The sequence below is a fragment of the Brevundimonas sp. NPDC046655 genome, assembly GCF_044901625.1.
Taxonomy (GTDB): domain Bacteria; phylum Pseudomonadota; class Alphaproteobacteria; order Caulobacterales; family Caulobacteraceae; genus Brevundimonas.
Window position 1 is genome coordinate 550729 of sequence record NZ_JBJDPV010000001.1, and the last position, 23978, is coordinate 574706.

Here is a 23978-nt window from a genome sequence, read left to right on the forward strand (position 1 = left end):
CCCGTCAGCAGGCCAGTCTTGTTCGCCACGGATTTCATCATCGCATCCCCCTTGAAGGTCCGGGAGGCGTAGTGGGCGTCGGTGTCGCACCCACGACGCCTCAGCAAATCCACAGTGAAGCTGGCGCTTCAGTTCAGCGAACAACACTCCGGGTGCAAAACAGTTTTAAAGAGACAAGGGAGACGCCCCTCGCCGACGCCTCCCCTGCCGTCAATGCGGACAAGCGACGCGAGTGGTCACTGCTCGTGGCCGGGGTCCACCCGCGCCAAGCCGTTCGCGCCCTTGGTCAGACGGAAGGCGTCCAGTTCGCGGCCCGTCGCGGTGAAGGCGCGATAGACAACGGCTTCGGGCGACACCTCCAGGGTCTGGAAGGTCTGTGTCCGCGAGGCCGAGCGCGTGGCCCAGCCGAGGTCGGACCGGATCAGGCCAGCTCCGCTTCTTTCCAAGCCATCCTGAGGTCTTCGACGAGTGTCGTATAGGCTCGGCGACGCGCTTCAGGATCGGGCGCACGCAAGACAAAGGCGGGATGGAGCGTCAGCAGAACGCTCGCGCCATCCGACGTTTCAATCACTGCGCCCCGCTCCGACAGGATGGAGGGCTTTCGTCCCAGGACCGCCAGGCCCGCGGTCGCGCCCATGGCGAGGATGAGCCGCGGTTTGACGAGTCTTCGTTCCTGATCGAGCCACCAACGGCAGGCCTGGACCTCGCCCGCGCCGGGCGTCTTGTGCAGGCGGCGCTTGCCGCGCGGCTCATGCTTGAAGTGCTTGACCGCATTGGTCAGGTAGACCCCTGCGCGATGGACGCCCGCTTCAGCCAGGGCGGCGTCGAGAACCTGACCTGCAGGCCCGACGAAGGGCTGTCCCGCCAGGTCTTCATGATCGCCCGGCTGCTCGCCCACGATCATCAGACGCGCCTCGCGCGCTCCCTGCCCGCAAACGCCCTGGGTCGCATCCCGCCAAAGGGGGCAGCGACGGCAGTTCTGCACGCCTCGCTCCAGGTCCGCCGGTTCCAAGGCGACAAGCTCATCGGTCGCAGTCCGATCTACGGTCGGCGGGCGCAGGCGCCGGAACTTCTCATTGGGAAGGGACGAGGGTTCGGAGACCATGACCTCGGTGCGTGTCGCCGCAGAAGCCACCAGTCCGGGAATCAGAGACGCCTCGGGCAGGTTCTTCCAGTATCGCTTCGGCATCTCCGACTGCATCATGCGCGTGCGCAGACGTGCCGGATTAAAGGTCGAGGCGTAGTAGGTGCGCCAGAAATCCTCGACCTCGTCGTCCTGCGGCGCCTCCTCCTGTCGTCCCGGCGGGCCAAAGACGAGACCGTTCCCATCCCAGTGAGCAGTCCCGTCCGGCGTGAGAATGGTCCACCGCATCGTGCTGTAGCGTCGCGCGAAGAAGGAGGCGGTCTTCTCCAGAACGCGATGCGCCGGCTCGAACCAGGCGACCCAGCGGTCGCCTTGCGAATCGCTTGTCTCACGAAAACGGACGAAGGCCTTCATCTTGTGGCTGGCGCGGCGCACGTTCTTCACACGCTCGACCGCTGCGGCGACATCCGGATCAGACACCACCCGCATCAGATCGGGTTCGTCCCGCAGCCGCCACAGCAACCGGTACATCAGGTCGAACCGATCCGGCGCGCGATGCAGGATCAGGTCGCCTGCCGTTTCCATGAAGGCTCGAGGGACGACGAAGGCGTCGCTGACGGCGATCGCGCTCGCCTCCCCGTCAGCGTCGAAAAGCCCGCCCTGGAAAGAACCGGCCGTGACAAAGCGGACGCTGGCGGGCTCGACCCCGCCCATGCGCAGCCGGCGCGCGGCCGCCTTCCATCCGACGAAGTCCGTCTCGTTCTCTAGGCTGATGGTGCGCATCAGAACAGGCTCAACTGTTCCGGCGCGCGGCTCGGCGCCAGTCGGGCGCGAAGATCACCCGCGTCCGTCAATCCTCCGGGTGTCCAGTCCAGGGCGACGATCCAGGGGCGCACCTTGTCTATGGAACGCGTCAGACGCGCCACGTCCTCCAGGCGCAGGGTGCGATAGCGCCGGACCGACAGGATGCGATCCACCGCCTTCACTCCCAGCCCCGGAACGCGCAACAGATCTTCGCGGGCCGCCAGATTGACGTCGGTGGGGAAGACATCGCGCCGCTTCAACGCCCAGGCCAGCTTGGGATCGACCGCCAGATCCAGCATGCCGTCCGACGCCCCCTCCCCGATCTCGGGGGCGGTGAAGCCGTAGAAGCGCATCAGCCAGTCGGCCTGATAGAGGCGATGCTCGCGCATGAGCGGGGGTTTCGACAGCGGCAGGATGCTGGAGCTGTCGGGAATGGGGCTGAAGGCCGAATAATAGACCCGGCGCAGGCCGTAGCCGCCATAGAGAGAGGCGCTGCGGTCCAGGATTTCCGTGTCCGGCGCCCCGTCCGCCCCGACGATCAGCTGGGTCGACTGTCCCGCAGGCGCAAAAGCCGGCGGGCGGGCCCGGTCCCTCTTTTCGGGCCTGGCCGCTTCCAGCCTCAGCCTGACCTGTCCCATGGTCTTGCGGATCAGGCGGGCGTCCTTTTCGGGCGCCAGCCGCCCCAGGGCCTCGTCGCGCGGCAGCTCGATATTGGCCGACAGACGGTCGGCGTAGCGTCCCGCCAGCGCCACAAGCCGTTCGTCCGCCTCGGGGATCAGCTTGAGATGGATATAGCCTCGAAAATCATGGTCCTCGCGCAGGCGACGCGCGACCTCGACCAGTTGCTCCATCGTATAGTCGCCCGAGCGCACGACGCCGGACGAGAGGAACAGCCCCTCGATATAGTTGCGCTTGTAAAAGGCCAGCGTCAGGTCGACCACCTCGTCGACCGTGAACCGCGCCCGTTCGACGTTCGAGGACGATCGATTGATGCAGTAGACGCAATCGTAGATGCAGAAGTTGGTCAGCAGTATCTTCAGCAGGCTGACGCAACGCCCGTCCGGCGTATAGGCGTGGCAGATGCCCATGCCCTCGGTCGAGCCCACGCCCTTGCCATCGAGGGAGTTGCGTCTGGGCGCGCCGGAGGATGCGCACGAGGCGTCATACTTGGCCGCGTCGGACAGGATGGAGAGCTTTCGTCGAAGTTCGATACGCGCCATTCGTTCATGATACGTTCCAATCTCGACGAGGTACAGCGTGGCTGTAAAGCATGGGTCAGAAGGCCAATGGAGCCGTCTGCCAGAGGACGCCGATCCCGGTGACCAGAGCCCCTCGCAGACCCGCGCCGCTCTCACCTGGGCGACAAGCCCTACCGCGTGTTTGAAGTCTGAAGCGGCCGAGGCCCGCAGGCGGATCACCGCATGCGCTTGCCTTTCAAGACATGCCAATATATGTTTCATATACGATACATATATTCAGAATCCCCATGGGCATCGTCAATATCGAAGACGAACTGCACGAGCAGTTGCGCCGGGCCAGCAAGGCCTCCTGTCGCTCCATCAACGCCCAGGCCGCCTTCTGGATCAGGATCGGCATGCTGGGCGAGTTGAACCCCGGCCTGTCCTTTCAGGAACTGGCGGCGCGCGAACTCAAGGCGGCAGGCGTCTGTGCCGACCTGGCCGGCTCTGCCGTCGCATGACCAAGACCCCTGCCGAGATCGAACTGATGGCCGAGGCCGGACGGCTGCTGGCTTCGGTCTTCATCTATCTGGACGGCCTGACGCTGGCAGGCATGAGCACCCTGCAGATCGATAGTCTGGTCGAGACCTTCATCGTCGATGAACTGAAAGCTCGACCTGCCAGCAAGGGCCAGTACGGCTACGGCTTCGTGCTCAACAGTTCGCGCAACCAGGTCGTCTGCCACGGCGTGCCGTCCGCCGACGAGATCCTGTGCGACGGCGACATTATCAATCTGGACATCACCCTGGAGAAGGACGGCTTCATCGCCGACTCCAGCAAGACCTATCTCATTGGCGAGGTGGCCCGCCCCGCCCGACGCCTGGTCCAGACCACCTATGAGGCCATGTGGAAGGGGATCCGCACCGTCCGTCCCGGCGCCACGCTGGGCGACATCGGCCACGCCATTGAGCGGCACGCAACGAAGAACGGCTATTCCATCGTGCGCGACTTCTGCGGCCACGGCATAGGCCGCGAGATGCACGAAGCGCCCCAGGTCCTGCACTTCGGCAAGCCCGGAACCGGCATGAGGCTGCGCGAAGGCATGGTCTTCACCATCGAGCCCATGCTCAACCAGGGCCGCCGCACCGTGGAGACCCTGGACGACGGCTGGACCGTCGTCACCGCCGACGGCAAGCTCTCCGCCCAGTTCGAACACACCGTCGCCGTCACCCGCGACGGCGTCCGGGTCCTGACCCTTCGTCCGGACGAAGGGCGGCACGCCGCCTAGATCAGGCGGGCTTTGGGTCAGCCGATCCCGGCCCCGCCGGTCACGCCCCAGACCTCTCCGGTGACGAAGCTGGCTTCCTGGAAGGCCGGCATAGCTGTCCTCTCCATGGTCGGGCCGCGGGATCATCCGGCCCGCCAGGCCGGGTTCAGCCTGGGGCTGACGGGGAAAGGGCGGTCGGGGATACTGGCTGCGCGGATCCTGCATGGCGAGGCGATCGGACATGGGTCTTCCTCGTTGTGGCGCCTGTCCCGGCCAGGGGCGGCGCAGGGGGTGCCGATCTAATGTCCTCGTCCCTCGCGACGTTCCACCCGGCCGCCGACCCGACCCTCGCAACGCTGGCGAGCCCGCCGCGTTCTCCCTTGCCGTCCCACGGCGCGCTTGCCGCCGCCGGGCGACGACCTTCCCCAGGAGACGCCTGAAAGCGCATGCCCTCGCCCAATCAAGGTTTCGCCTCTGTCCTTCAGCCCACCCCCGCCGGCCTGTGGTGCCCGGGAGGCGACTTCTACATCGACCCGCCGCGCCCGGTGGACCGGGCCGTGATCACCCATGGTCACGCGGATCACGCCCGCGCGGGACATGGCGCCGTCCTGGCCACGGTCGAAACCCTGGCCATCATGGGCGAACGCTACGGCGCGGACTTCGCCGGGCGCACCCAGGCCCTGGCCTATGGCGAGCGGCTCAAGGTCGGCGGCGTGGAGGTCTCCCTGGCCCCGGCCGGACATGTTCTGGGCTCGGCCCAGGCGACCGTCCGTCAGGGCGGCCTGACCGTCACCGCCTCGGGCGACTACAAGCGCCGGCGCGATCCCACCTGCGCCGCCTTCGAGCCCGTGCCGAGCGAAGTCTTCATCACCGAGGCGACGTTCGGCCTGCCGGTCTTTCGCCACCCTCCCGACACCCAGGAGATCGGAAGGCTGCTGCGCTCGGTCCAGCAGTTCCCGGAGCGGGCCCATCTGGTCGGCGCCTACGCCCTGGGCAAGGCGCAGCGCGTCATCCGTCTGCTGCGCGATGCGGGCTATGACGAGACAATCTATGTCCACGGCGCCCTGGAAAGGCTGAACCGGCTGTATGAGCATTTCGGCGTCGATCTGGGCCCCCTGGCCCCGGCCACGGGATCAAAGGCCGACTTCGCCGGGCGCATCGTCGTCGCTCCGCCCTCCGCCATCGCCGACCGCTGGAGCCGACGTTTCCCCGATCCCGTCACGGCCTTCGCCTCGGGCTGGATGAGCGTCCGGGCGCGGGTGCGCCAGCGCGGCGTCGAGCTGCCGCTGATCCTCTCCGACCACGCCGACTGGGACGAGCTGACCGCCACCCTGACCGAACTGTCGCCGCAGGAAATCTGGATCACCCACGGCCGCGACGACGCCCTGCGCCGCTGGGCCGAACTGCAGGGACTGACGGCGAGCGCCCTGCATCTGGTTGGCTATGAAGACGAGGACGACGACTGATGCGCGCCTTCGCCGCCCTGCTGGACCGGCTGTCCTTTACCGCCTCGCGCAACGCCAAGCTGCGGCTGATCCGCGACCACCTGGCCGACGCACCCGATCCCGACAGGGGCTGGGCCCTGGCCGCCCTGACGGGCGCTCTCTCCTTCGCCGCCGCCAAGCCGGCTGTCATCCGTCAGGTCGCCGAGGGGCGGGTCGACCCCGAGCTCTTCCGCCTGTCCTACGACTATGTCGGCGACCTTGCGGAGACCGCCGCCCTGATCTGGCCGGCCCGACACGGCGCCAACCGCGAGCCGGAACTGTCCGAGGTCATCGACACTCTGAACACGGCCAAGCGCGGCGAGGTCCAAGGCCTGCTGGAAGGTTGGCTCGACGCCTTGGACGCCGACGGGCGCTGGGCCTTGCTGAAGTTGTTGACGGGCGGTTTGCGAGTCGGCGTCTCGGCGCGGCTGGCCTGGCAGGCGGCGGCGGATTTCGGCGGGGTCGAGGTCGCGGACATTCAGGAGGTCTGGCACGCGCAGAGCCCGCCCTACGCCGACCTTCTGACCTGGCTGGACGGCAAGACCGAGCGTCCCTCGGCCATGGCCCATGGCCGCTTTCGTCCCGTCATGCTGGCCCAGCCGATCGACGAGGCCGTTGATCTGCCCAGGCTGGACCCCGCCGCCTACGCCGCCGAATGGAAATGGGACGGCATCCGGGTCCAGGCGGTCAGCGAGGCCGGAGTGAAACGCCTCTACAGCCGCACCGGAGAGGACGTGTCCGGCGCCTTTCCCGATGTCCTCGCCGCATTGGACTATGAGGGGGCCATCGACGGCGAACTGCTGGTCCTGCGCGAGGGTCGGGTCGCCCCCTTCGGCGACCTGCAACAGCGGCTGAACCGCAAGACCGCCGACGCCAAGCTGATGGTCAGCCATCCGGCGGGCATACGCGCCTATGACCTGCTGGCCGCCGACGGCGAGGACCTGCGCGCCCTGCCCTTCGCCGATCGCCGGGCGCGGCTGGAGGCCTTCGTCGCCGCCATCGGGTCAGACCGCATCGACCTGTCGCCCCTCGTTCCCTTCCGGACCTGGGAAGACCTGGCGGCTCGTCGCGCCGAACCGCCGCCGGGCGATCCGCGGGCGGCGGAGGGGCTGATGCTGAAGCGGCTCGACAGCGTCTATGAGGCCGGCCGCCCCAGAGGGCCCTGGTTCAAGTGGAAGCGCGATCCGCGTCTGATCGACGCCGTCCTGATGTACGCGCAGCGCGGTCACGGCAAGCGCTCCAGCTTCTACTCCGACTACACCTTCGGGGTCTGGACTGAGGACGCCGACGGCGTCCATGTGCTCACTCCCGTCGGCAAGGCCTATTTCGGCTTCACCGACGAAGAGCTGAAACAGCTCGACAGGTTCGTGCGCGAGCACACGGTCGAGCGTTTCGGCCCCGTCCGCTCCGTCACGGCGACGCGCGAGTTCGGGCTGGTGCTCGAGGTCGCCTTCGAGGGCCTGCAAAGGTCCAAACGCCACAAGTCGGGCGTTGCCATGAGATTTCCCCGCATCAGCCGCATCCGCTGGGACAAGCCGGCCCGGGAGGCGGACGAGCTGCATACGCTGGAAGCCATGCTCGATGGCCCTCGCCCGCACCCTGACTTCGGCTAGCGACTGTCCCTGTGTCGAGGATTGGGCTCGCCCGAGCCCGGATCCGTCCGAGTTTCGGTCGATAGCCCGGAGGCTTTGGAGCCCCTGGGTTCGGTCGCCGGCCGCGGAGGCTGTCCGGCCCGGTCCGGCGGGCGCAGATTCTCATTTTCGGCCTCGCGGCCGGTGCGTTCGGCAGGTTTATCCAGTGGAGTCATCAGGCGTCTCCCAGGTGTGCGAAGAGGACAAAGGAACCAGGGATCACGCCGACTTGCCCGTGTGCTCCGGCTTGCCCTTGCGTGGGGTTGAAGCCATTTCCTCCAACTCCCTGCGGGTCATGCTTTCCTCCATCGACTTCGAAGCGCCCCGAAGCTTGCTTTTCGGCGCTTCGCCCCGTTTTGCGGCCAGAGCGGCCCCTGCCGCCTTCTGCTGGGCTGCGGATTTGGCGGGCATGTCGAAATCTCCCTGATATCGGGTCATCGCCGGATCGAGCGAAAGGCCGGTCAGACGCCTTCGTTCAACCCGCCCCCGAAACCCGGGTTCCTCAGGGACTGCGCTGACGCGAGACCGCGGTCGCGCCACGGCCGCCTAACGACCGAAGAGTCCTGTACCGAACAGAAGGCCGCGAGCCGCCGCGCGACCTCGATCGATCCGGTGCGTTTGGCCGTCCCTAGCCCTTCCGTTCAAAGCGCCATTTCATGAGCAAGACGCCGCTGGCCATGACAAGGGCGCAGCCGTTGGCGAGCGTCACGGGCCATGCCTCGGTCAGCAGGCCGTAACACACCCATAGAATGAAGCAGCTCACGGTCAGGGCGTAGGTCTTGAGCGAGACGCTGGAAGCGCCGCGCTCCTTCCAGATCTTGTAGATCTGGGGCGCGAAACTGCTGACGGAGCACAGGGCGGCGGCGACACCCACCACATCGGCCATGGAGATCATAGGTCAGTCCCGAACTCGACCGGTCCGGCCGCAGTGATCTGGCCTAACGCCGCGGACGCCCGCGGGCTCCCTGTCAGGGACGATAGAGGTCCGCGTCCGGGTCAGTCTCGCCCCTCACCCAGGCCGCCACGATCTGGCTGGCGATCACCGACGAGGTGATGCCGTTGCCCCCAAAGCCCATGACGCTCCAGGCGTGCGCCATTCCGGGGACAGGCGCGATATGGGGCAGGCCGGTCGCGCTCTCGCCGAAGGCTCCGGCCCAGGCGTAGTCGACCTCCAGCACGACCTCGGGAAGCAGGTGTTTAAGCTTGGCAAGGATGCGCGCTGTCTTGCGTTTCAGAAGCGCTTGGCTGGCGTGGGCGGTGGGCGAATCCTCATCCTCGCCGCCGACGATCAATCGCCCGTCGTTGCTCGTGCGCATGTAGAGGTAGGGGTCTGATCCCTCCCAGACGAGGGTGTCTCGCAGCCAGGCTGGACCGGAGAATCCGGGCCTTGACGCGAGCGCCCAGGTCGAGACCACTCTGGAGTCAGGCGCAGTCACGCCGTTGGGACGTTCATAACCGCAACAGAAGACCACCGCTGAAGCCCGTACAGCGAAACCCGTACTGGTCAGCAGTGTCACCCCGTCCGGATCCGGCACGGCTTCGATCACATCGACCGGTGAGAAGAGCCTTGCGCCCCGGGCCTGGGCGCGCCGCAGAAGTCCTGCGGTCAGTTGAGCAGGATCGGCGCTGGCCGATCCGCCGCTGAGGATAGCGCCGGTTCGGTCGATCCCGAACCGATCAAGAACCTCCACCGCCGGCAGGAAGCGGCTCTCCAGGCCGGCCTCCGCCCTCGCTGCGGCCTCGCTTTCGAGGGCTCTGCGGCCATAGGCGTCGCCCGCAAGATAGAGGGCGTCGCGATCGCGGTAGCCGCAACGGATACCCTCCTGGACGATGATCTGTTTCAGGTCGTCGACCGCGCGCCGCGAGCGCAGATAGGCCCGCTGCGCCTTCGGTCGGCCTATGCGTCTTGCAAGCGCCTCCAGTGGAAGATCGATCTCCCATTGCAGGAGCGCTGTCGAGGCGATGGTCGATCCCATCAGGGGCGCCCTGCGATCAAGGACGGCCAGCCTGTGGTCGCGCGATAGCTCATGCGCCATCAGAGCGCCGCTGATCCCGGCGCCGACGACGGCGACATCAACCGAAATGGCCTGCTTCAAAGGACGAATCGACGTCGCTGTAAATGGGCTGTCGGCCCAAAGAGATCGCCCGCTTCTCAGGTCGCGCTTCTGGGTCAGCCTCGCCATTCAACCCCCGACATGCACAGCCTGCGCCTCCGCTTCTGGGAACGCGCGCTCCTGTCGAGGGTTGCTCAAACCATGGCCAAGCCTCACCGGATCACGACGTCTCCCCTGGATCCGACACGCCAGCTTCCGGCACCCTTTTGCGACTGGTTCGTGGATCGCGGTTGGACGCTGCGCCCCCATCAGTTGGACATGATCGAGAAAGCGAAAGCCGGCGCCGATGTCCTGCTCGTGGCGCCGACAGGCGGCGGCAAGACCCTCGCCGGCTTCCTGCCGAGCCTCTTGCAACTCGCCGAACGCGGCCCGCGCAAGGGCCGCAAGACCCTTCACACCCTCTACATCTCCCCCCTCAAGGCCCTGGCGGTCGATGTCGAACGGAACCTCCTGACCCCGGTCCGGGAAATGGATCTCCCCATCCTCGTGGAGTCGCGCACGGGCGACACCGGCCAGGCCCGGCGCCAGCGTCAAAGGACATCCCCCCCGGACATTCTGCTGACCACGCCGGAACAGCTGGCCCTGTTCTGCGCCTGGAAGGGGGCACGCGACTATTTCCAGGATCTGGAATGCGTGATCATCGACGAAATCCACGCCATCCACGGATCCAAGCGAGGGGACCTGCTGTCGTTGGGGCTGGCGCGGCTGAGGACTTTTGCGCCTGGCGTCCGCTGCGTCGGTCTGTCGGCGACCGTGGACGATCCGGCCCGCGTCAGACGCTGGCTGTCGGACCGAGGCGACGACATCGTGCTTGGCCAGGCTGGCGCGCCGCCCCGGCTCGAGGTTCTGCTTTCGCAGAACCGGGTCCCCTGGGCCGGTCACACCGCCCGGCACGCCATGGCGGAGGTCTATGAGACCCTAAAGACGGCGCGCACGACCCTGGTCTTCGTGAACACCCGCTGGCAGGCCGAGTTCGCCTTCCAGGAGCTATGGCGGCTCAATGACGACAACCTGCCGATCGCTCTGCATCACGGCAGCCTTGCAGCCGAGCAACGCCGCAAGGTTGAGGCGGCGATGTCGCGCCATGAACTGAGAGCGGTGGTCTGCACCTCGACGCTGGATCTGGGCATCGACTGGGGCGCCGTTGATCTGGTCATCCAGCTTGCGGCGCCCAAGGGCGCCTCGCGGCTGGTGCAAAGGATCGGCCGCGCCAACCACAGGCTGGACGAGGCCTCCCGCGCTATCCTGGTTCCCGCCAGCCGGTTCGAGATGCTGGAGTGCCAGGCGGCGGCGGAGGCGGTGGCCGAAAACGCCCTCGACGGCGATCCGCCCCGGATCGGAGCGAGAGACGTCCTCGCGCAGCACGTCATGGGCTGCGCCTGTTCGGAGCCCTTCGACCTTGCAGACCTCTATGAGGAGGTGCGCCGGGCCGCGCCCTATGCGGGACTTTCCTGGGAGGCCTTCGAGCAGATCGTCGATTTCGTGTCGACAGGCGGCTATGCGCTCAGAAACTATGATCGCTTCCGAAGGATCATACGCGGTCCCGATGGCCGCTGGCGCGTCCTCAATGAGGAGACGGCGCGACGGCACCGGATGAATGTCGGCGTCATCGTCACGGCGCAGACTCTCAACATTCGGTTAGCGGGCCGACGCGGCGCCGGGCGCAAGATCGGCCAGGCCGAGGAGTGGTATTTCGAACAGCTGACCCCGGGGGACAGCTTCCTCTTCGCCGGCGAGATCTGGCGTTTCGAGGGGGTTCGGGCGACGGACGCGATCGTCACCCGCTCGAACGAGAAACAGCCCAAGGTTCCCAGCTGGGGCGGCTCCAGATTTGCGCTTTCCACCTTCCTGGCCAAGCGTGTCCGGCGGATGATCAGCGACCAGGCGTCATGGTCCCGGCTGCCGCCCGACGTCTGCGAATGGCTGTTCGCCCAGCAGTCGCACTCCAGCCTGCCCGGGGAAGATGATCTCCTGGTCGAGACCTTCACCCGCGGCAAACGTCACTACATGGTCTGCTATCCGTTCGAGGGCCGGCTGGCCCACGCCACCCTGGCCATGCTGGTGACCCGCCGACTGGACCGGGCCGGGGTCGGGCCGATCGGCTACCTCGCCAACGACTATGCGCTTTGCGTCTGGTCCCTGCGGCCGATGGAAAGCCTCGACTTCGACGCCCTGTTCCAGCAGGACATGCTCGGGGATGATCTCGAAGCCTGGCTGGACGAGAGTTTCATGGTGAGACGCGCCTTCAAGGAATGTGCGCTGATCAGCGGCCTGATCGAGCGCCGCATGCCCGGCCATGAGAAGAACGGACGGCAGGTCACCTTCTCCGCCGATCTGATCTATGACGCCTTGCGCCGACACGATCCGGACCATCTGCTCCTGTCCTGCGCGCGCGAGGATGCCGCGCGCGGACTTCTCGACCTGGCGCGCCTGGGGGAGTTTCTCACCCGCATCTCGGGCCGGATCAGGCTTGAGCGGCTCCAGCATGTGTCCCCCTTCGCCGTGCCCCTGCTGATGGAGATCGGCAAGGAGCGTGCGCCTGGGACCACCGCCGCAGACATGATGCTGGAGGACGCCGCCCTGATTGACGAGGCCATGTCTTGACCGTCTCAAGCCTGGCGGACGACGGCGCCTTCGCAACGCGCCTGGCCGGAACCGATGTGGTGTTTCGGGTGTCCGGCGCCCTCTGGTTGCCGGCGGAGCGCACCCTGGTGGTCGCCGACCTTCATCTCGAAAAGGGATCCGCCTATGCCGCCCGCGGACAGCTCCTTCCGCCCTACGACACGCGCGAAACCCTGAACCGCCTGGAGCGCGAGGTGGCGACCCTCTTGCCCCGAACCGTCGTCCTGCTTGGCGACACCCTCCACGACCGTGGAGCGCCGACACGTCTCGTCTCGGACGAGCGCGCACGTCTCAGGACCCTGGCGGAAAGGGTCAGGCTGATCTGGGTCGTCGGCAATCACGACCCCGAAGGCGCAGGCGACCTGGGCGGCGAAACAGCGGACCTGTTCGAGGTCGCGGGTCTTTCGCTTCGCCACGAACCCAAGCCCGGGCCCGTGGAGGCCGAGGTCGCGGGACACCTGCATCCCTGCGCACGCGTAAAGGGCCCCGCCGGCTCGGTTCGCCGCCCCTGCTTCGCGTCGGACGGGAGCCGCCTGATCCTGCCGGCCTTCGGCGCCTATGCCGGCGGACTCAACCTGCGCCATCCCGCCTTCTCCGGGCTTTTTCGCCTTCCGCCCACAGGCTACCTCCTGGCGCGGCGCGTTGCGGCGGTCTCCTTTGACAAGATGCGACCCGATCAGAGGTCGCTGCCCGGCTGACCGCCTCCCCGACGTCACGCGGCGACGCCCCCTAGATTACCGTCAGGCCTTGAGGCGGAACTTCTTCTCTACCTCGGCGGCCGCCTTCTCTTCCTGCTTGCGCCTGTTGAAGACGGTGCGCATGAAGCGGCGATCTGCAGGGCTCAACGTCTCTTCAGCGGCGACAAACTGCTCCTGCTCCTCCTCGCGGATGTGGTGCAGGTATTCTTCGCGCAGGGCGGCGAAACGGCGGATCCATCCGGGCGACGCCATGTCCCGCGCGGCCAGATCCGCCAGGAGATCATCGATTTCCTTGTGTTCGGCGACGGCGTGGCGGGCGAAGTCCGTCGTGGCCGGGTTTCGCAGCACGCTGGACCAGAGCGCCTGTTCCTCTGCGGCGGCATGCGCCTTCAGTTCATGAACCAGTTCAACAAAGAGGCGCTCGCGATCAGGAGACTTACCCTTCGTCTCCTCAAGCATGGCCAGGAGCGCGCGATGGCGATCGTGGTCCTCGACCAGCCGACCGAAGATGTCGGGATCCCCCCTGAATTTGGTGGCGGGGGTGCTGCCGATCCGCGCGGCGAGGTCAGGCGCTACAACCCGCGCCTTGGCCACGGCGTCAGCCTTGGCCTTCCGGGGCGCCACAGGCCGCAACCGCTTTTCCGCCCGCGGTTCTTTTCCACCGGCTTTCGCCCGTCGCTCGCTCTCCAAGACCAATTTCCGCATACCCTGCTCCTGACTGGAGCCGCCGCCCCGGAGGTCGACAAGCTCTACATTCGCAGTACGAACCTTTCGGCGATCAGCCGGTTCCCGAATGTCCGAAAGCCGGCAGGGTCTGCCTAGGCGACAACCGGGAACCAGACCGTGAACCGGCTCCCCGCCCCCGCACCGGCGCTCTCCAGTTCAACGGCGCCCTCATGCATTTCGACCAGTTGGCGAACCAGGGCGAGGCCTATGCCCAGGCCTTCACGCGACCTGTCGTCCGGCCCTTTGGACTGCGTGAAGAGGTCGAAGACCCGGACCTGCATATCCTGGGGCACGCCGACTCCATTATCGGCGACATCAATCCGCACGCGGTCCTCGACCCGGTTGGCCGACACCTCGATCCGCCCCTCTGACGGCGTGTACTTGGCCGCATTGGTCAGCAGGTTGCTCACCACCTGGGACAGGCGCGTGAAATCGCCGTCGAGCCAGATCGGTGAGCCCGGGACGTCGACCGTCAGGTCGTGGCGCCCCGCGTCGATCTTGGGTCGACTGGTGTCCACCGCCGAGTCGATGATGCTCTGCACGGTCACCCGCTCGCGCTGAAGCGAGATCTTGCCCTGGTCGATGCGGGCGACGTCCAGCAGATCCTCGATCAGCCGTGACAGATGGTGGGCCTGGACCTCCATTCGAGCGTGGATCTGAGCGCTCTTTTCCGGATCCTTCTGCCGCTCGAGCAACTGCAGCCCTGCCCGGAAGGCCATGACGGGATTGCGCAGCTCGTGTCCGAGCATGGCGATGAAGTCGTTCTTGCGCCGGTCCGCGGCGCTGAGGGCCGCAGCATAGGCCTTGAGCTCATCCCGATGCGACAGAATCTCCTGTCTCTGGCGGTAGAGCTCGATGAAGACGTTCGCCTTGCTCTTCAGGACGTCCGTTTCGACGGGCTTCTGGATGAAGTCCACCGCTCCGGCCTCGTAGCCCCTGAAACGCCGCTGCTGATCGGCGCTGCCGGCGGTGACGAAGATAATCGGAACGTGACGCGCATTGGCGTTGCCGCGCATGAACTCCGCGAGCTGGAAGCCGTCCATCCCCGGCATCTGGACATCGACCAGGGCGAGGGCGACGTCATGAACCAGAAGGAGCTCCAGCGCCTCGTCGCCGGAGCGGGCCTTAAGACAGGCCACGCCGTCGCGCTTCAGCAGTGCCTCCAGGGCCAGGAGGTTCTCCTCGAGATCGTCGACGAGAAGGAGATGGATCGGCTTGTCAGGGCGCGTCATGCTTGGCCTAGACCTTTCAGAACTTCGAGAATGCGCGCGAGCGACATCACTTGTGCGACCGGACATGCGCGCAGCGCGGCCTCCGGCATGGGGCGGGCATGGGCGGAGGCCGGGTCTTCGACGAAGGCCAGACCGCCGGCGGCGGCGACCGCCTTCAGCCCCGCCGCCCCGTCCTCGTTGGCCCCCGTCAGAACCAGACCGACCAGACCGGCTCCGTAGGCGTCCGCGGCGCTTTCGAAGAGGACGTCGATGGAAGGCCGGGAGTAGTTGACCAGCTCGTCGGACGAGAGGGCCAGAGCGCCGTCGGCCTCGACCAGGAGGTGATAGTCGGAAGGGGCGAAATAGACCACGCCTGGCTCCACAGGTTCCTTGTCCTCGGCCTCCTTCACCGTGAGAGCGCATTTGGACGCAAACAGGGGCGCCAGCACATTGCTCCGGTCGGCGGGCACGTGCAGGACCACCAGGATCGGCAGGGCGAAGTCGGCGGGAAGCGACGGCAGGATGGCGAGCAGCGCCTGCACGCCTCCGGCCGAGGCGCCGATCACGACAGCGCGGGCGGGATGGGGGTTCATGGCTCGCGCCTGCGATAAATCTTCTCTTCCGGCACGAAGTCGGCAAAGGCGTCGGCGTGCCGCGAGAAGCGCAAGCTCTCCTTGGAACCGATCCCCAGAAAGCCGCCGCGAGCCAGGGAATCCTTGAACAGGCCGACGGCGCGGTCCTGTAGCGGACGATCAAAGTAGATCATCACATTGCGGCAGGAGATCAGCTGCATCTCGCCAAAGACCGCATCCGACACCAGGCTGTGATCGGAGAAGACGACATTGGCCCGCAGGGACTTGTCGAAGACCGCTCGCCCGTAGTCGGCGGTGTAGTAGTCCGACAGCGAGGTTCGACCGCCCGACTTCTGGTGGTTTTCGGTGAACTTGCGGATGCGATCCAGCGAATAGACCCCCGCCTCCGCCGCCCGCAGCGCATCGGGATTGATGTCCGTGGCGTAGAACATCGTCCGTTCGAAAAGACCTTCCTCCCGGAACAGGATGGCGAGCGAATAGACCTCTTCGCCGGCGCTGCATCCCGCGATCCACACCTTCAGGGACGGATAGGTCCGCAGGTGCGGCAGCACCTGTTCGCGCAGGGCCCGGAAATAGGCCGGGTCCCGGAACATCTCACTGACCTGGACCGTCAGGAAACCCAGCAGCCGCGGCAGCATCTCCGGATCATGCAGGACCCGCTCCTGAAGCGCCGTCAGGCTGGGCAGCCCGAAATGGGTGCGCGCCTGAAGCAGGCGGCGCTTGATCGAGGCCCGCGCATAGTGACGGAAGTCGTAATGGTAGCGCTGGAACAGGGCCTCCAGCAGCAGCTGGATTTCTATGTCCTCCACCTCATGGGGTGCGACCGGACTCAACGGGGCATCCAGACGCGCACGAGAGAGAGCAGCTTGTCCACGTCCAGAGGCTTGGCCATGTAGTCATTCGCCCCCGCCGCGATGCAGCGCTCCTGATCGTCGGGCATGGCCTTGGCCGTCAGCATCAGAACGGGCAGGTCGCGCCAGCGCGGATCCTTCCTCAGTTCGCGCGTGGCGGTCAGGCCGTCCATGACGGGCATCATGACGTCCATCAGGACCAGATCGATCGCCTGCTCGGCATCTTCAGCAGACCGCTCCAGACGCTCGATCGCTTCCTTGCCGTTGCGCGCGATCTCGATGCGGGCGCCGCGCGGCTCCAGAACATTGGTCAGGGAGTAGATGTTGCGCACATCGTCCTCGACGATGAGGATCCGTCGCCCTTCCAGCACAGCGTCGCGATGGCGGGCCTTGCGGATCATCCTCTGCTGCTCCGGAGGCAGTTCCGAGACCACCTGGTGAAGGAAGAGGGAAACCTCGTCGAGGAGCCGTTCAGGCGACTTGGCGCCCTTGATGATGATGGAGTTGGAATAGCGACGAAGCTGCTGCTCGTGCTCCGGCGACAGATCGCGACCGGTGTAGACGATGACCGGCGGATAGCCCTGCCCGCCCTCGCGGCTGAGGGTCTCCAGAAGGGAGAAGCCGGACGCGTCCGGCAGGGTCAGGTCGAGGACCATGCAGTCAAAGGTCTGGTTCTTGAGTTGCTCAAGGCACTCCGCGGCCGTGCCGACGCCCACCGTCTCGACATCCCCCGATTCCAGCAGCTTGCTGACCGCTTCGCGCTGAACCACGTCGTCCTCGACGATAAGGACGCGCCGCACGGTTCGCGTGAGCTTCTCCTCGAGCGATCGCAGCACCTCGGCGAGCGCCTCTCGTCCCACAGGCTTCACCACATAGCCGACGGCCCCCAGCGACAGGGCGGTCTGGCTGTGATCATCGGCGGAGACGACATGGATGGGAATATGGCGGGTGTCGTCGTCGCGCTTGAGCACGTCGAGCACGGTGAGGCCGGACTGGTCCGGCAGGCCGATGTCCAGCACGACGGCGTTGGGCCGATAGCGCTTGGCGAGCTTGAGCGCCTCCTGGGCTGTGCCCGCCAGAATGCACTGGAATCCCAGCTCCCGTGACAGGTCCCGGACAATGGCGGCGAAGCGATCGTCGTCCTCGACGACCAGAAGCAGGCGACGTGTCCCGGCCAGATGATCACGATCATCGTCCAGGGCCCGAGCGAGTGTCGCCGCTTCCGCCGCACGCGGCGCTGGACCACGGACCGCCGGGACCGGAGCCGTCGCGCCGGAGGGCGCTTCTGGCGGCGCCACACGCGAAGCGTCATAGGTCCGAGGAAGGATCAGGGTGAAGACGCTGCCTTCGCCGGCCCGGCTTTCCAGAACAATGCGGCCGCCGAGCAGACGCGCCAGTTCGCGCGAGATGGACAGGCCCAGGCCGGTCCCGCCGTAGCGGCGGCTGATGGTGCCGTCGGCCTGCTGGAAGGCTTCGAACACGCTGTTCTGCTGGTCCGGGGCGATGCCGATGCCCGTATCCGAGACCGCGAAGGCCACCTCGTCCGGTCCGGCGTCCGAGACCGAAAGCCTCACCTTGCCCTTCTCGGTGAACTTGAAGGCGTTGGACAGAAGATTCTTCAGTATCTGCTCAAGCCTTTGGCGATCCGTCTCAACCCCGTCATCGCCCGATCCCAGGTCTATCTCGAAGGCGAGGCCGCGATCGTCGGCCACCGGCTGGAACATCTGGCGGATATCGTCGCCGAGGCGCTGCAGGGACACCGCTTCCGGACGGGCCTGGATATGGCCGGCCTCGATCTTCGACAGGTCGAGAATGTCATTGATCAGGGTCAGCAGGTCATTGCCCGACGACTGGATGGTGCGCGCGTACTTGACCTGTTCTTCCGACAGGGTCTCGTCGGGGTTGTCGGCCAGGAGCTTCGACAGGATCAGCAGCGAATTGAGCGGGGTGCGCAGCTCATGGGACATGTTGGCGAGGAAGTCGGACTTGTACTGGCTGGCCTGCTCCAGCTCCCGGGCCTTAAGCTCCAGTGCGGCCGATCCACGCTCCAGATCATCGCGCTGGTTTTCCAGCACCTGAGCCTGTTCCTCGAGCTGGCTATTGGTCTGCTCCAGTTCAGCCTGCTGCTGTTCCAGACGCACCTGGGATTCCTTGAGGGCCCGCCCCTGCTCCTCCAGCTCCTCATTGGAGACCCGTAGCTCTTCGCTCTGGACCTGAAGTTCTTCGGACTGCCGCTGGGTCTCTTCCAGCATGTCCTGCAAACGGGCCCGGTAGCGTGCCGATCTCAACCCCGTGCCGATCAGCGGCGCGGCTTCCTCCAGGAGCGCGAGGAGACGCTCGTCGGGAAGACGAAGGAAGCCCAGCTCCAGAACAGCATTGATCTCGCCGTCAGCGCGGCCCGGGGCGATGACGAGGTGCCGGGGCTTGGAGCGTCCAAGCGCCGAGCCGATCGTCAGATAGTTCTCCGGCACCTCGGGCACCGTCAGGGCGCGCCCTTCAGAGGCGACCTGCCCCAACAGGCCCTCGCGGGGGCCGAAACGCTCGGGTACAGGCGCGTCGGCGGGAACCCCGAGCGCCGCGACACGCCGGAACACGCCGCCCTCGCCCTTGAAGAGGGCGGCGGCCTGAACATCGGCGTAGCGCGCCAGATAGGCCAGAATGCTGTCCGCCAGCTGTTCTACGGATTGATCGCCCATCATGGCGTCCGCCAGCCCGACCTGGCCCTTGTGGATCCACTCCTGGCGGGCCTTCTGACGGGCGCTGCGCCGGACGAGGGCGTAGACGCCCAGGGTCAGGGCCGCGCCAAGGAGCCCGGACAGGACGCCGCTGACCAGGGCTGTGCGATAGGCGGCGTCCATCTCCTGGAGGCGTGCGAGGCGGAGCTTCTGCTCCTCCTGCCTCATCAGATTCACCTCGCTCCGGATGGCGTCCATCTCCGCCTTGCCGCGATCCGTGCTCATCCTGGACACGGCGGCCTGCAGACCCTCGCTGCGACGCGCCTGGATGGTGGCGTCCAGCTCGATCATCTTGGCTTCGACATGTCTGCGGACCTGGCCCAGGTGGGTCTGCTGCACCGGGTTGTCCCGGGTCAGGCGCGCCACCTCCTCCAGACGGCGTTCCACGGCGGCCGCGGCCATGTCGTAGGGTTGAAGGTAGAGGGGGTTGCCCGTCAGCAGATAGCCGCGCTGGCCTGTCTCGGCGTCCTGGACGGTCGACAGGAGGTCGTCGACGGCGACGATCACCTGATGGGTGTGAATGATCTGCTGATTATTCGCCCTCAGCACCTGGACGTTGAGCCAGGCCACGCTGCTTGTCGCCAGAAAGAAGGCCAGGACCAGGGCCAGTCCTGCTCCGGACCAGGCTTCGGTCTTCGAGCCCGCAGGCGGGCGACGGAACAACATCATCAGCAGTCTGACCTCGGGTGAGCGACGGGAGTGTCCCTGCGTAGAGGGCGGAGCGCTCAACGCAATAACCTGTGCTGGTTTTTCTCGGCGGGGTCGAGGCCATCGGTCTCACGCCTGAGCGGCGTGCGCCGGTAAACTCAGGGCGTGAACTGGATCGTGCGGGCGAACTGATAATCCTTGGGGCCCGGCTCGACCTCGGCGTCACGCATCAGGGCGATGGCCGCTTCGCCAAAGCCAAGACCAGGGTGGGTCTCGCCCAGGACGCGGCAATCCTCGACCCGCCCGGCGGCCCGCGCGGTGCACTCCAGGGTCACCGCTACAGTCAGAAGCGGGGCCGGCGCGTCATTCTGCGCAGCCGCAGCGGGTCTTTCACCCTTCGGGAGACGGTCGATCTTCGGCGACGCATCCAGCAGGACGGCCGCGGTCAAGGCTAGGATCATCATAGCAACACCCTCCGCTTCTTTAACCAGGCGGGTCGCGATCTGTTCCAACGGCGTGGCCAGCGGCGACGTCCAGGCGTAGGTCGGAGGCGCAGTGCGAGCTGGCGTTTGCAGCAGCCGCCCCTCGTCATCGCCATCCTCGCCTTGATTGCTTCATAATCTTCCTGTTCCTGGGCTTCACGGCCGCGAAGAAGGTCACCTGAGGGACAGCCTTGGCCGTCGATGGTGCAAACTCCTGATCTCATCGGGGACACGGCGGCCAGGCTCGTCCGCGAAGTTCCCTGGAGACATCGCGCTGGCGAGCGCGAGACCGTGTGATGCGCCCGCCTCCCCGTCCGCCGCCTCACAACGGACGGGTACGGAGAGCCGACATATGCATGAGGCCGGAGGGTTCTGCTATCGAGCCTGGGCCTCCGGAGCCGCGCGCCAAGTCGCGCGAAACCAACCTATGTGAAGAACAAAAACGCCGAAGCCATGCTGTTGGTCTAAGGCTATGAAGAATCAGTCGGAAACCCATCTCGAAACTCGGCACACCGCGTCGCTTGAGCGGATGCTGTCCAGTTTCGGGCCGCTCGGCGCCGACGACATCGCCTACATCCGGGACTGCTTCACCGGCGCGCTGCAGACCCATGCGGCGGGAACGCCGGTCATCCTGGCTCCAGAGCGCAATGAAGCCAGACTGGTCTTCAAGGGCTGGGCCGCGCGCGGCGCCATGCTGGAGGACGGACGTCGTCAGATCGTGGGCCTCAATCTCCCCGGCGAGATGATTGTCGCATCGGGCGCCGTCGACACCGACATGCTGGTCTGGGCCCTGACGGACGTCGTGACGATCGACGGCACCGCCTTCTGGACCGGGATGTCCGAATTGCGCACACAGAGCGCGCCTTTGCTGGAGGCCTGGAGGCATTACCGCACGGCCGAACGCCTGCGCATGGCGCGCCAGGTGATAAGGCTTGGTCGGCTTAGCGCCTACGAACGCACAGCCCATCTCCTGCTGGAGCTCCACGAACGCCAGGCGCGTCTGGGTCCCGTCGTGGCGGGGGTGCTCCATCTTCCTCTGACCCAGGATATTCTCGCCGACATCCTGGGCCTCAGCGCGGTGCACATGAACCGGACCCTGCAGCAACTCAGGCGCAACGCCCTGGTCGACTACCGAGCCGGGCGGGCGGTGCTTCAGAACCTCACGAGCCTGGCCCAGGCCGCCAACCTGAGCGCCGACTGCGGACCAAGCCTCTGATGGCGGGCAAGAGACCCTCTCATCCGCCGAGGCAGGGTTATAACCCATGTTGTTTGATCTTGCTCGGAGCAGGATCAGAGTGCGCCCTTGCCGAGGAGGCCGGTCATGCCTCGACCTGAAGAACTGTGGCGGCGCCTCGTCGCCATCTTGCTAGGCCGGACGCCCGACATGCGGACGTCCCGACGCCTGCCCCATCCCATTGGCCCCGACGCACCGGGCGTCACTGAGGAACGCGGCCGGGGGACCTCACGCCGTGCCGCCTAGGCAGGCTCAGACTGGATCGCGCCCCATGCGCAGATAGGTCGGATCGAACTCCGCCACCCGCACCAGACGGTCCCAGTCCAGGATCCTGATGTTGCGCCCCCTCCATTCGACAAGGCCGTCGGCGCGGAGCTGGGCCACGGACCTGTTGACGTGGACGGCCGAGAGGCCAAGCACGTCGGCGAGTATGGCCTGGCTGAGAGGCAGCACCATCCGATGTCCTTCCGCCCGTTCCACGGAGGCCAGACGAAGATAGACCTCGCACAGGAAGTGGGCGAACCGAGCGAAAGCGGTGCGCCGCCCCAAACCCGCCAGCCATTGGCGGTGCACGGCGGCGTCGATGAGGGTTTCCAACCACAGAAGGCGCGTCAGGTGGGGTTGGGTCTGGGAAATGAAGCGCAGTGCCTCGTGGGGACAATAGCCGACCTTGCAGTCCGTCAGACAGACCACGCCATGATCCATCGGACTCATCAGCAGGCTATGGAGGTCGACGAAGTCGCCCGGGACGTTAAGTTCCGTGATCTGGCGGGCGCCGTTCATCAGCACGACATATCTCGCCGCGAAGCCTTCGAGCAGAAGCGTGCTGCGGGATGGGCGATCATATTGTTCGACGATGTTGTCGCCGGCCTTCAGGGTGACTGGCGGCGCGACCACGTCCGCCAGAACGGCCTTTTCCTCGTCAGAGATGAAATCTCGACGCGACAGCTTGTCGATCAGGGGACTGATCAGGATGACCTCCAGAGTCCGCACCGCCCACTGCGGCAACGCTTGCAAAACCATCCAGCCCTCGCCCGGTTCCTCCGCTGCAGGTCGCGCCGCCTCCACTGTTGAACCGACGCCGAAGCGGCGCCTTACCCGGGCCAGGCGGTGAACCCGTCCCCGGGCCGAGACGATCCCGGTTCACCAGGGTCGCAGGCGTGCGCGTTTAACCGGCCCCTCGGCCTCCTAACCCATGTAAGTGGCGACCGCCCCGCCATGGGCCACACTCCCCCTCTTAGGAGTGCGACATGCAGACTAGGACCGGCCTAACAGCCATGGCCTCTTCCCCTCGCTCTCGTCTTGAGGTTCAGGATCACCCGGTATTCCAGGCCCTGCCCGCTGACGCCCAAGCCCGGATAGAGGCCTGTGGTCGAAGGGCGTCGGTGGCGGCCGGCGAGGTCCTGCCGAACGACGGCAGGCTCTATTTCATTCTCTCCGGCGTGGTCGGCCTCTTCCCGGGCGGCGGCCGCATTTGCGTGGCGGCGGTGACAGCCGGGTCCGTACACGGCTGGGACCAGGCTCTTGAGCCGGGGGCCCGTCGCCCGGAGGCGCGAGCCTTGATCGACACCGTCGTCTGCCGTGTCGCCGCCGCTCCACTCGTAGAGGCCATGGGCCGGGAATGGCTGACCCGTCTCGTGGCGCGTCATGCAACCGCCCGTCTTGACGCCCTGGCGACGGAGGCGGCGTGCAACGCCTCGCACCTGGTGCCTGAAAGGCTGGCCAAATGGCTGGTTCGCCTTCACTGCCGCGGAAACAACGCGCCGCTGCTTCTCACCCAGGCGGATTTCGGCGGGATGCTTGGGGTTCAGAGAACCAGCGTCAACGCCGCCGCCGCCCGTCTTCAGAGCCAGGACCTCGTGCGTTTCGGGCGAGGAAGGGTCCAGGTGCTCAACCTCGACGGCCTGCGTCAGGCCTCGTGCGGTTGCGGCGAAGCTGTCGCGCCGGCCTCTGCGGCCTCCCGGCCCGCGATAAGGAGTCCAGGCCTCGATGCGGAAGCCGTCTCCTGGTCGCCTGCGCATCCTGGTTCACCGTCTCGCGACCTCTCCGCGCCGGGGGCCGTGGTTGCCCTGGCTCCATTGGCGCGCGCCGGCTAGGGGCCAACCAAAAACGGCGCGCCAGCCCCAAGCCGGCTCAGCGTCTCCAGACCTCGCCCCCTTGAAGGCCCTTGCTCGACGCCCCGCGATCTTCGCCCCGGAGCGAAAGACGTCAGGCCGTGGCTGTGCGCAGGCCCGGGCGGGCCGCAGCGCGCGCCTTCATTCGAGTCCGCAGTTGCTCGCGAATACTCCACCCCTGCAGATGCATGAGGTCGGTGATCGTATAGCCCTCGCGGACCAAGGCTTCATGGAGATCGGAGATCTTGATGCAGGCGCGGTTCTCGTCGGCGATCTGAAAGGCGCGCTCGATGACATGGATCTGGTTCATGCTTCCTCCGTGGCCAGAGAGAGCGAAAGCCGAGCGCTACGGTTCCCGGAACTGATCGCGCAGGACCCCAAGGTCAGGTCCTGGTCCTTTGGAACCCTACAGCGTTGCGGGCGCGCGGCCTCGAAACCGAAAAGGGGCGCGATTTGAACCTTCGCCCCGTGCTCATTGACTTGGTCGCTGGCCTGTCCGGCG

General features: G+C 66.4%; 22 protein-coding genes. 8 read left to right on the top strand and 14 right to left on the bottom strand.

Translation table 11 applies throughout. The features are described 5' to 3' along the window. Positions 1–236: 236 nt before the first annotated feature. The 3 genes from ACI2KI_RS02630 to ACI2KI_RS02640 are packed head-to-tail and all read right to left on the bottom strand — an operon-like array spanning position 237 to position 3108. Positions 237–446, bottom strand: a complete 210-nt coding sequence (locus ACI2KI_RS02630; RefSeq protein WP_404617491.1) for a hypothetical protein — start codon at positions 444–446, stop codon at positions 237–239. After that, complete coding sequence (locus ACI2KI_RS02635) at positions 422–1867, bottom strand: UdgX family uracil-DNA binding protein (RefSeq protein WP_404617493.1); 1446 nt, start codon at positions 1865–1867, stop codon at positions 422–424. Before ACI2KI_RS02635 ends, ACI2KI_RS02630 begins: the two co-directional genes overlap by 25 nt. Next, positions 1867–3108: a putative DNA modification/repair radical SAM protein gene (locus ACI2KI_RS02640; protein ID WP_404617495.1), complete on the bottom strand. Its 1242-nt coding sequence runs from the start codon at positions 3106–3108 to the stop codon at positions 1867–1869. The genes ACI2KI_RS02635 and ACI2KI_RS02640 overlap by 1 nt, the downstream gene beginning before the upstream one ends. Positions 3109–3374: 266 nt before the next feature. On the opposite strand from ACI2KI_RS02640, the gene ACI2KI_RS02645 reads away from it, so the two are divergent. The 4 genes from ACI2KI_RS02645 (at position 3375) to ACI2KI_RS02660 (ending at position 7430) form a co-directional block, all read left to right on the top strand. Further along, positions 3375–3587, top strand: coding sequence for a ParD-like family protein (locus tag ACI2KI_RS02645; protein WP_292082875.1), 213 nt, complete (start codon positions 3375–3377; stop codon positions 3585–3587). After that, a complete protein-coding gene (map, locus tag ACI2KI_RS02650) occupies positions 3584–4354 on the top strand; it encodes a type I methionyl aminopeptidase (RefSeq protein ID WP_404617497.1) in 771 nt (256 codons plus the stop codon). The genes ACI2KI_RS02645 and map overlap by 4 nt, the downstream gene beginning before the upstream one ends. A gap of 425 nt (positions 4355–4779) precedes the next feature. Further along, entirely contained in the window at positions 4780–5799 is a 1020-nt protein-coding gene (locus tag ACI2KI_RS02655) for a ligase-associated DNA damage response exonuclease (RefSeq protein WP_404617499.1), read from the top strand. Next, entirely contained in the window at positions 5799–7430 is a 1632-nt protein-coding gene (locus ACI2KI_RS02660) for a cisplatin damage response ATP-dependent DNA ligase (protein WP_404617501.1), read from the top strand. Before ACI2KI_RS02655 ends, ACI2KI_RS02660 begins: the two co-directional genes overlap by 1 nt. Positions 7431–7667: 237 nt before the next feature. Here the strand turns inward: ACI2KI_RS02660 and ACI2KI_RS02665 are convergent, their stop codons facing one another. The 3 genes from ACI2KI_RS02665 to ACI2KI_RS02675 form a co-directional block, all read right to left on the bottom strand. Continuing rightward, positions 7668–7859 carry a DUF3008 family protein gene (locus ACI2KI_RS02665; RefSeq protein ID WP_404617503.1) on the bottom strand — a complete coding sequence of 64 codons (192 nt, stop codon included), beginning with the start codon at positions 7857–7859 and terminating at the stop codon, positions 7668–7670. 217 nt (positions 7860–8076) lie between these two features. Next, positions 8077–8343, bottom strand: coding sequence for a SemiSWEET family sugar transporter (locus tag ACI2KI_RS02670; protein WP_404617505.1), 267 nt, complete (start codon positions 8341–8343; stop codon positions 8077–8079). Between the two features lie 73 nt (positions 8344–8416). Further along, positions 8417–9544 (bottom strand): NAD(P)/FAD-dependent oxidoreductase, encoded by a 1128-nt coding sequence (locus ACI2KI_RS02675; RefSeq protein WP_404617507.1) that lies wholly within the window; start codon positions 9542–9544, stop codon positions 8417–8419. A 159-nt stretch (positions 9545–9703) separates the two neighbouring features. Here ACI2KI_RS02675 and ACI2KI_RS02680 point away from each other — a divergent pair, with 159 nt between their 5' ends. Together ACI2KI_RS02680 and pdeM are read left to right on the top strand one after the other, a co-directional pair. After that, a complete protein-coding gene (locus tag ACI2KI_RS02680) occupies positions 9704–12166 on the top strand; it encodes a ligase-associated DNA damage response DEXH box helicase (RefSeq protein ID WP_404617509.1) in 2463 nt (820 codons plus the stop codon). Then, complete coding sequence (pdeM, locus tag ACI2KI_RS02685; RefSeq protein WP_404617511.1) at positions 12163–12882, top strand: ligase-associated DNA damage response endonuclease PdeM; 720 nt, start codon at positions 12163–12165, stop codon at positions 12880–12882. Before ACI2KI_RS02680 ends, pdeM begins: the two co-directional genes overlap by 4 nt. Before the next feature lie 42 nt (positions 12883–12924). On the opposite strand, the gene ACI2KI_RS02690 is transcribed toward pdeM, so the two are convergent. From ACI2KI_RS02690 to ACI2KI_RS02715, 6 genes are all read right to left on the bottom strand, one after another. After that, on the bottom strand, positions 12925–13506 hold the full coding sequence (locus ACI2KI_RS02690) for a hemerythrin domain-containing protein (protein ID WP_404617513.1): 582 nt from the start codon (positions 13504–13506) through the stop codon (positions 12925–12927). Positions 13507–13700: 194 nt separating this feature from the next. Continuing rightward, positions 13701–14840, bottom strand: coding sequence for an ATP-binding protein (locus tag ACI2KI_RS02695; protein ID WP_404617515.1), 1140 nt, complete (start codon positions 14838–14840; stop codon positions 13701–13703). Next, positions 14837–15412, bottom strand: coding sequence for a chemotaxis protein CheB (locus tag ACI2KI_RS02700; protein WP_404617517.1), 576 nt, complete (start codon positions 15410–15412; stop codon positions 14837–14839). The genes ACI2KI_RS02695 and ACI2KI_RS02700 overlap by 4 nt, the downstream gene beginning before the upstream one ends. Next, entirely contained in the window at positions 15409–16245 is an 837-nt protein-coding gene (locus ACI2KI_RS02705) for a CheR family methyltransferase (protein WP_404617519.1), read from the bottom strand. The genes ACI2KI_RS02700 and ACI2KI_RS02705 overlap by 4 nt, the downstream gene beginning before the upstream one ends. Then, positions 16242–19667: a response regulator gene (locus ACI2KI_RS02710; protein ID WP_404617521.1), complete on the bottom strand. Its 3426-nt coding sequence runs from the start codon at positions 19665–19667 to the stop codon at positions 16242–16244. Before ACI2KI_RS02710 ends, ACI2KI_RS02705 begins: the two co-directional genes overlap by 4 nt. Before the next feature lie 137 nt (positions 19668–19804). Next, entirely contained in the window at positions 19805–20095 is a 291-nt protein-coding gene (locus ACI2KI_RS02715) for a TonB family protein (RefSeq protein WP_404617523.1), read from the bottom strand. Between the two features lie 505 nt (positions 20096–20600). Between ACI2KI_RS02715 and ACI2KI_RS02720 the strand changes: the two genes are divergently transcribed. After that, positions 20601–21344 (top strand): Crp/Fnr family transcriptional regulator, encoded by a 744-nt coding sequence (locus tag ACI2KI_RS02720; protein ID WP_292082891.1) that lies wholly within the window; start codon positions 20601–20603, stop codon positions 21342–21344. A gap of 270 nt (positions 21345–21614) precedes the next feature. On the opposite strand, the gene ACI2KI_RS02725 is transcribed toward ACI2KI_RS02720, so the two are convergent. Then, on the bottom strand, positions 21615–22385 hold the full coding sequence (locus ACI2KI_RS02725) for a Crp/Fnr family transcriptional regulator (protein WP_404617525.1): 771 nt from the start codon (positions 22383–22385) through the stop codon (positions 21615–21617). Between the two features lie 254 nt (positions 22386–22639). On the opposite strand from ACI2KI_RS02725, the gene ACI2KI_RS02730 reads away from it, so the two are divergent. Continuing rightward, on the top strand, positions 22640–23458 hold the full coding sequence (locus tag ACI2KI_RS02730; protein WP_404617527.1) for a Crp/Fnr family transcriptional regulator: 819 nt from the start codon (positions 22640–22642) through the stop codon (positions 23456–23458). A gap of 112 nt (positions 23459–23570) precedes the next feature. On the opposite strand, the gene ACI2KI_RS02735 is transcribed toward ACI2KI_RS02730, so the two are convergent. Then, a complete protein-coding gene (locus ACI2KI_RS02735; RefSeq protein ID WP_404617529.1) occupies positions 23571–23786 on the bottom strand; it encodes a hypothetical protein in 216 nt (71 codons plus the stop codon). Positions 23787–23978 lie beyond the last annotated feature (192 nt).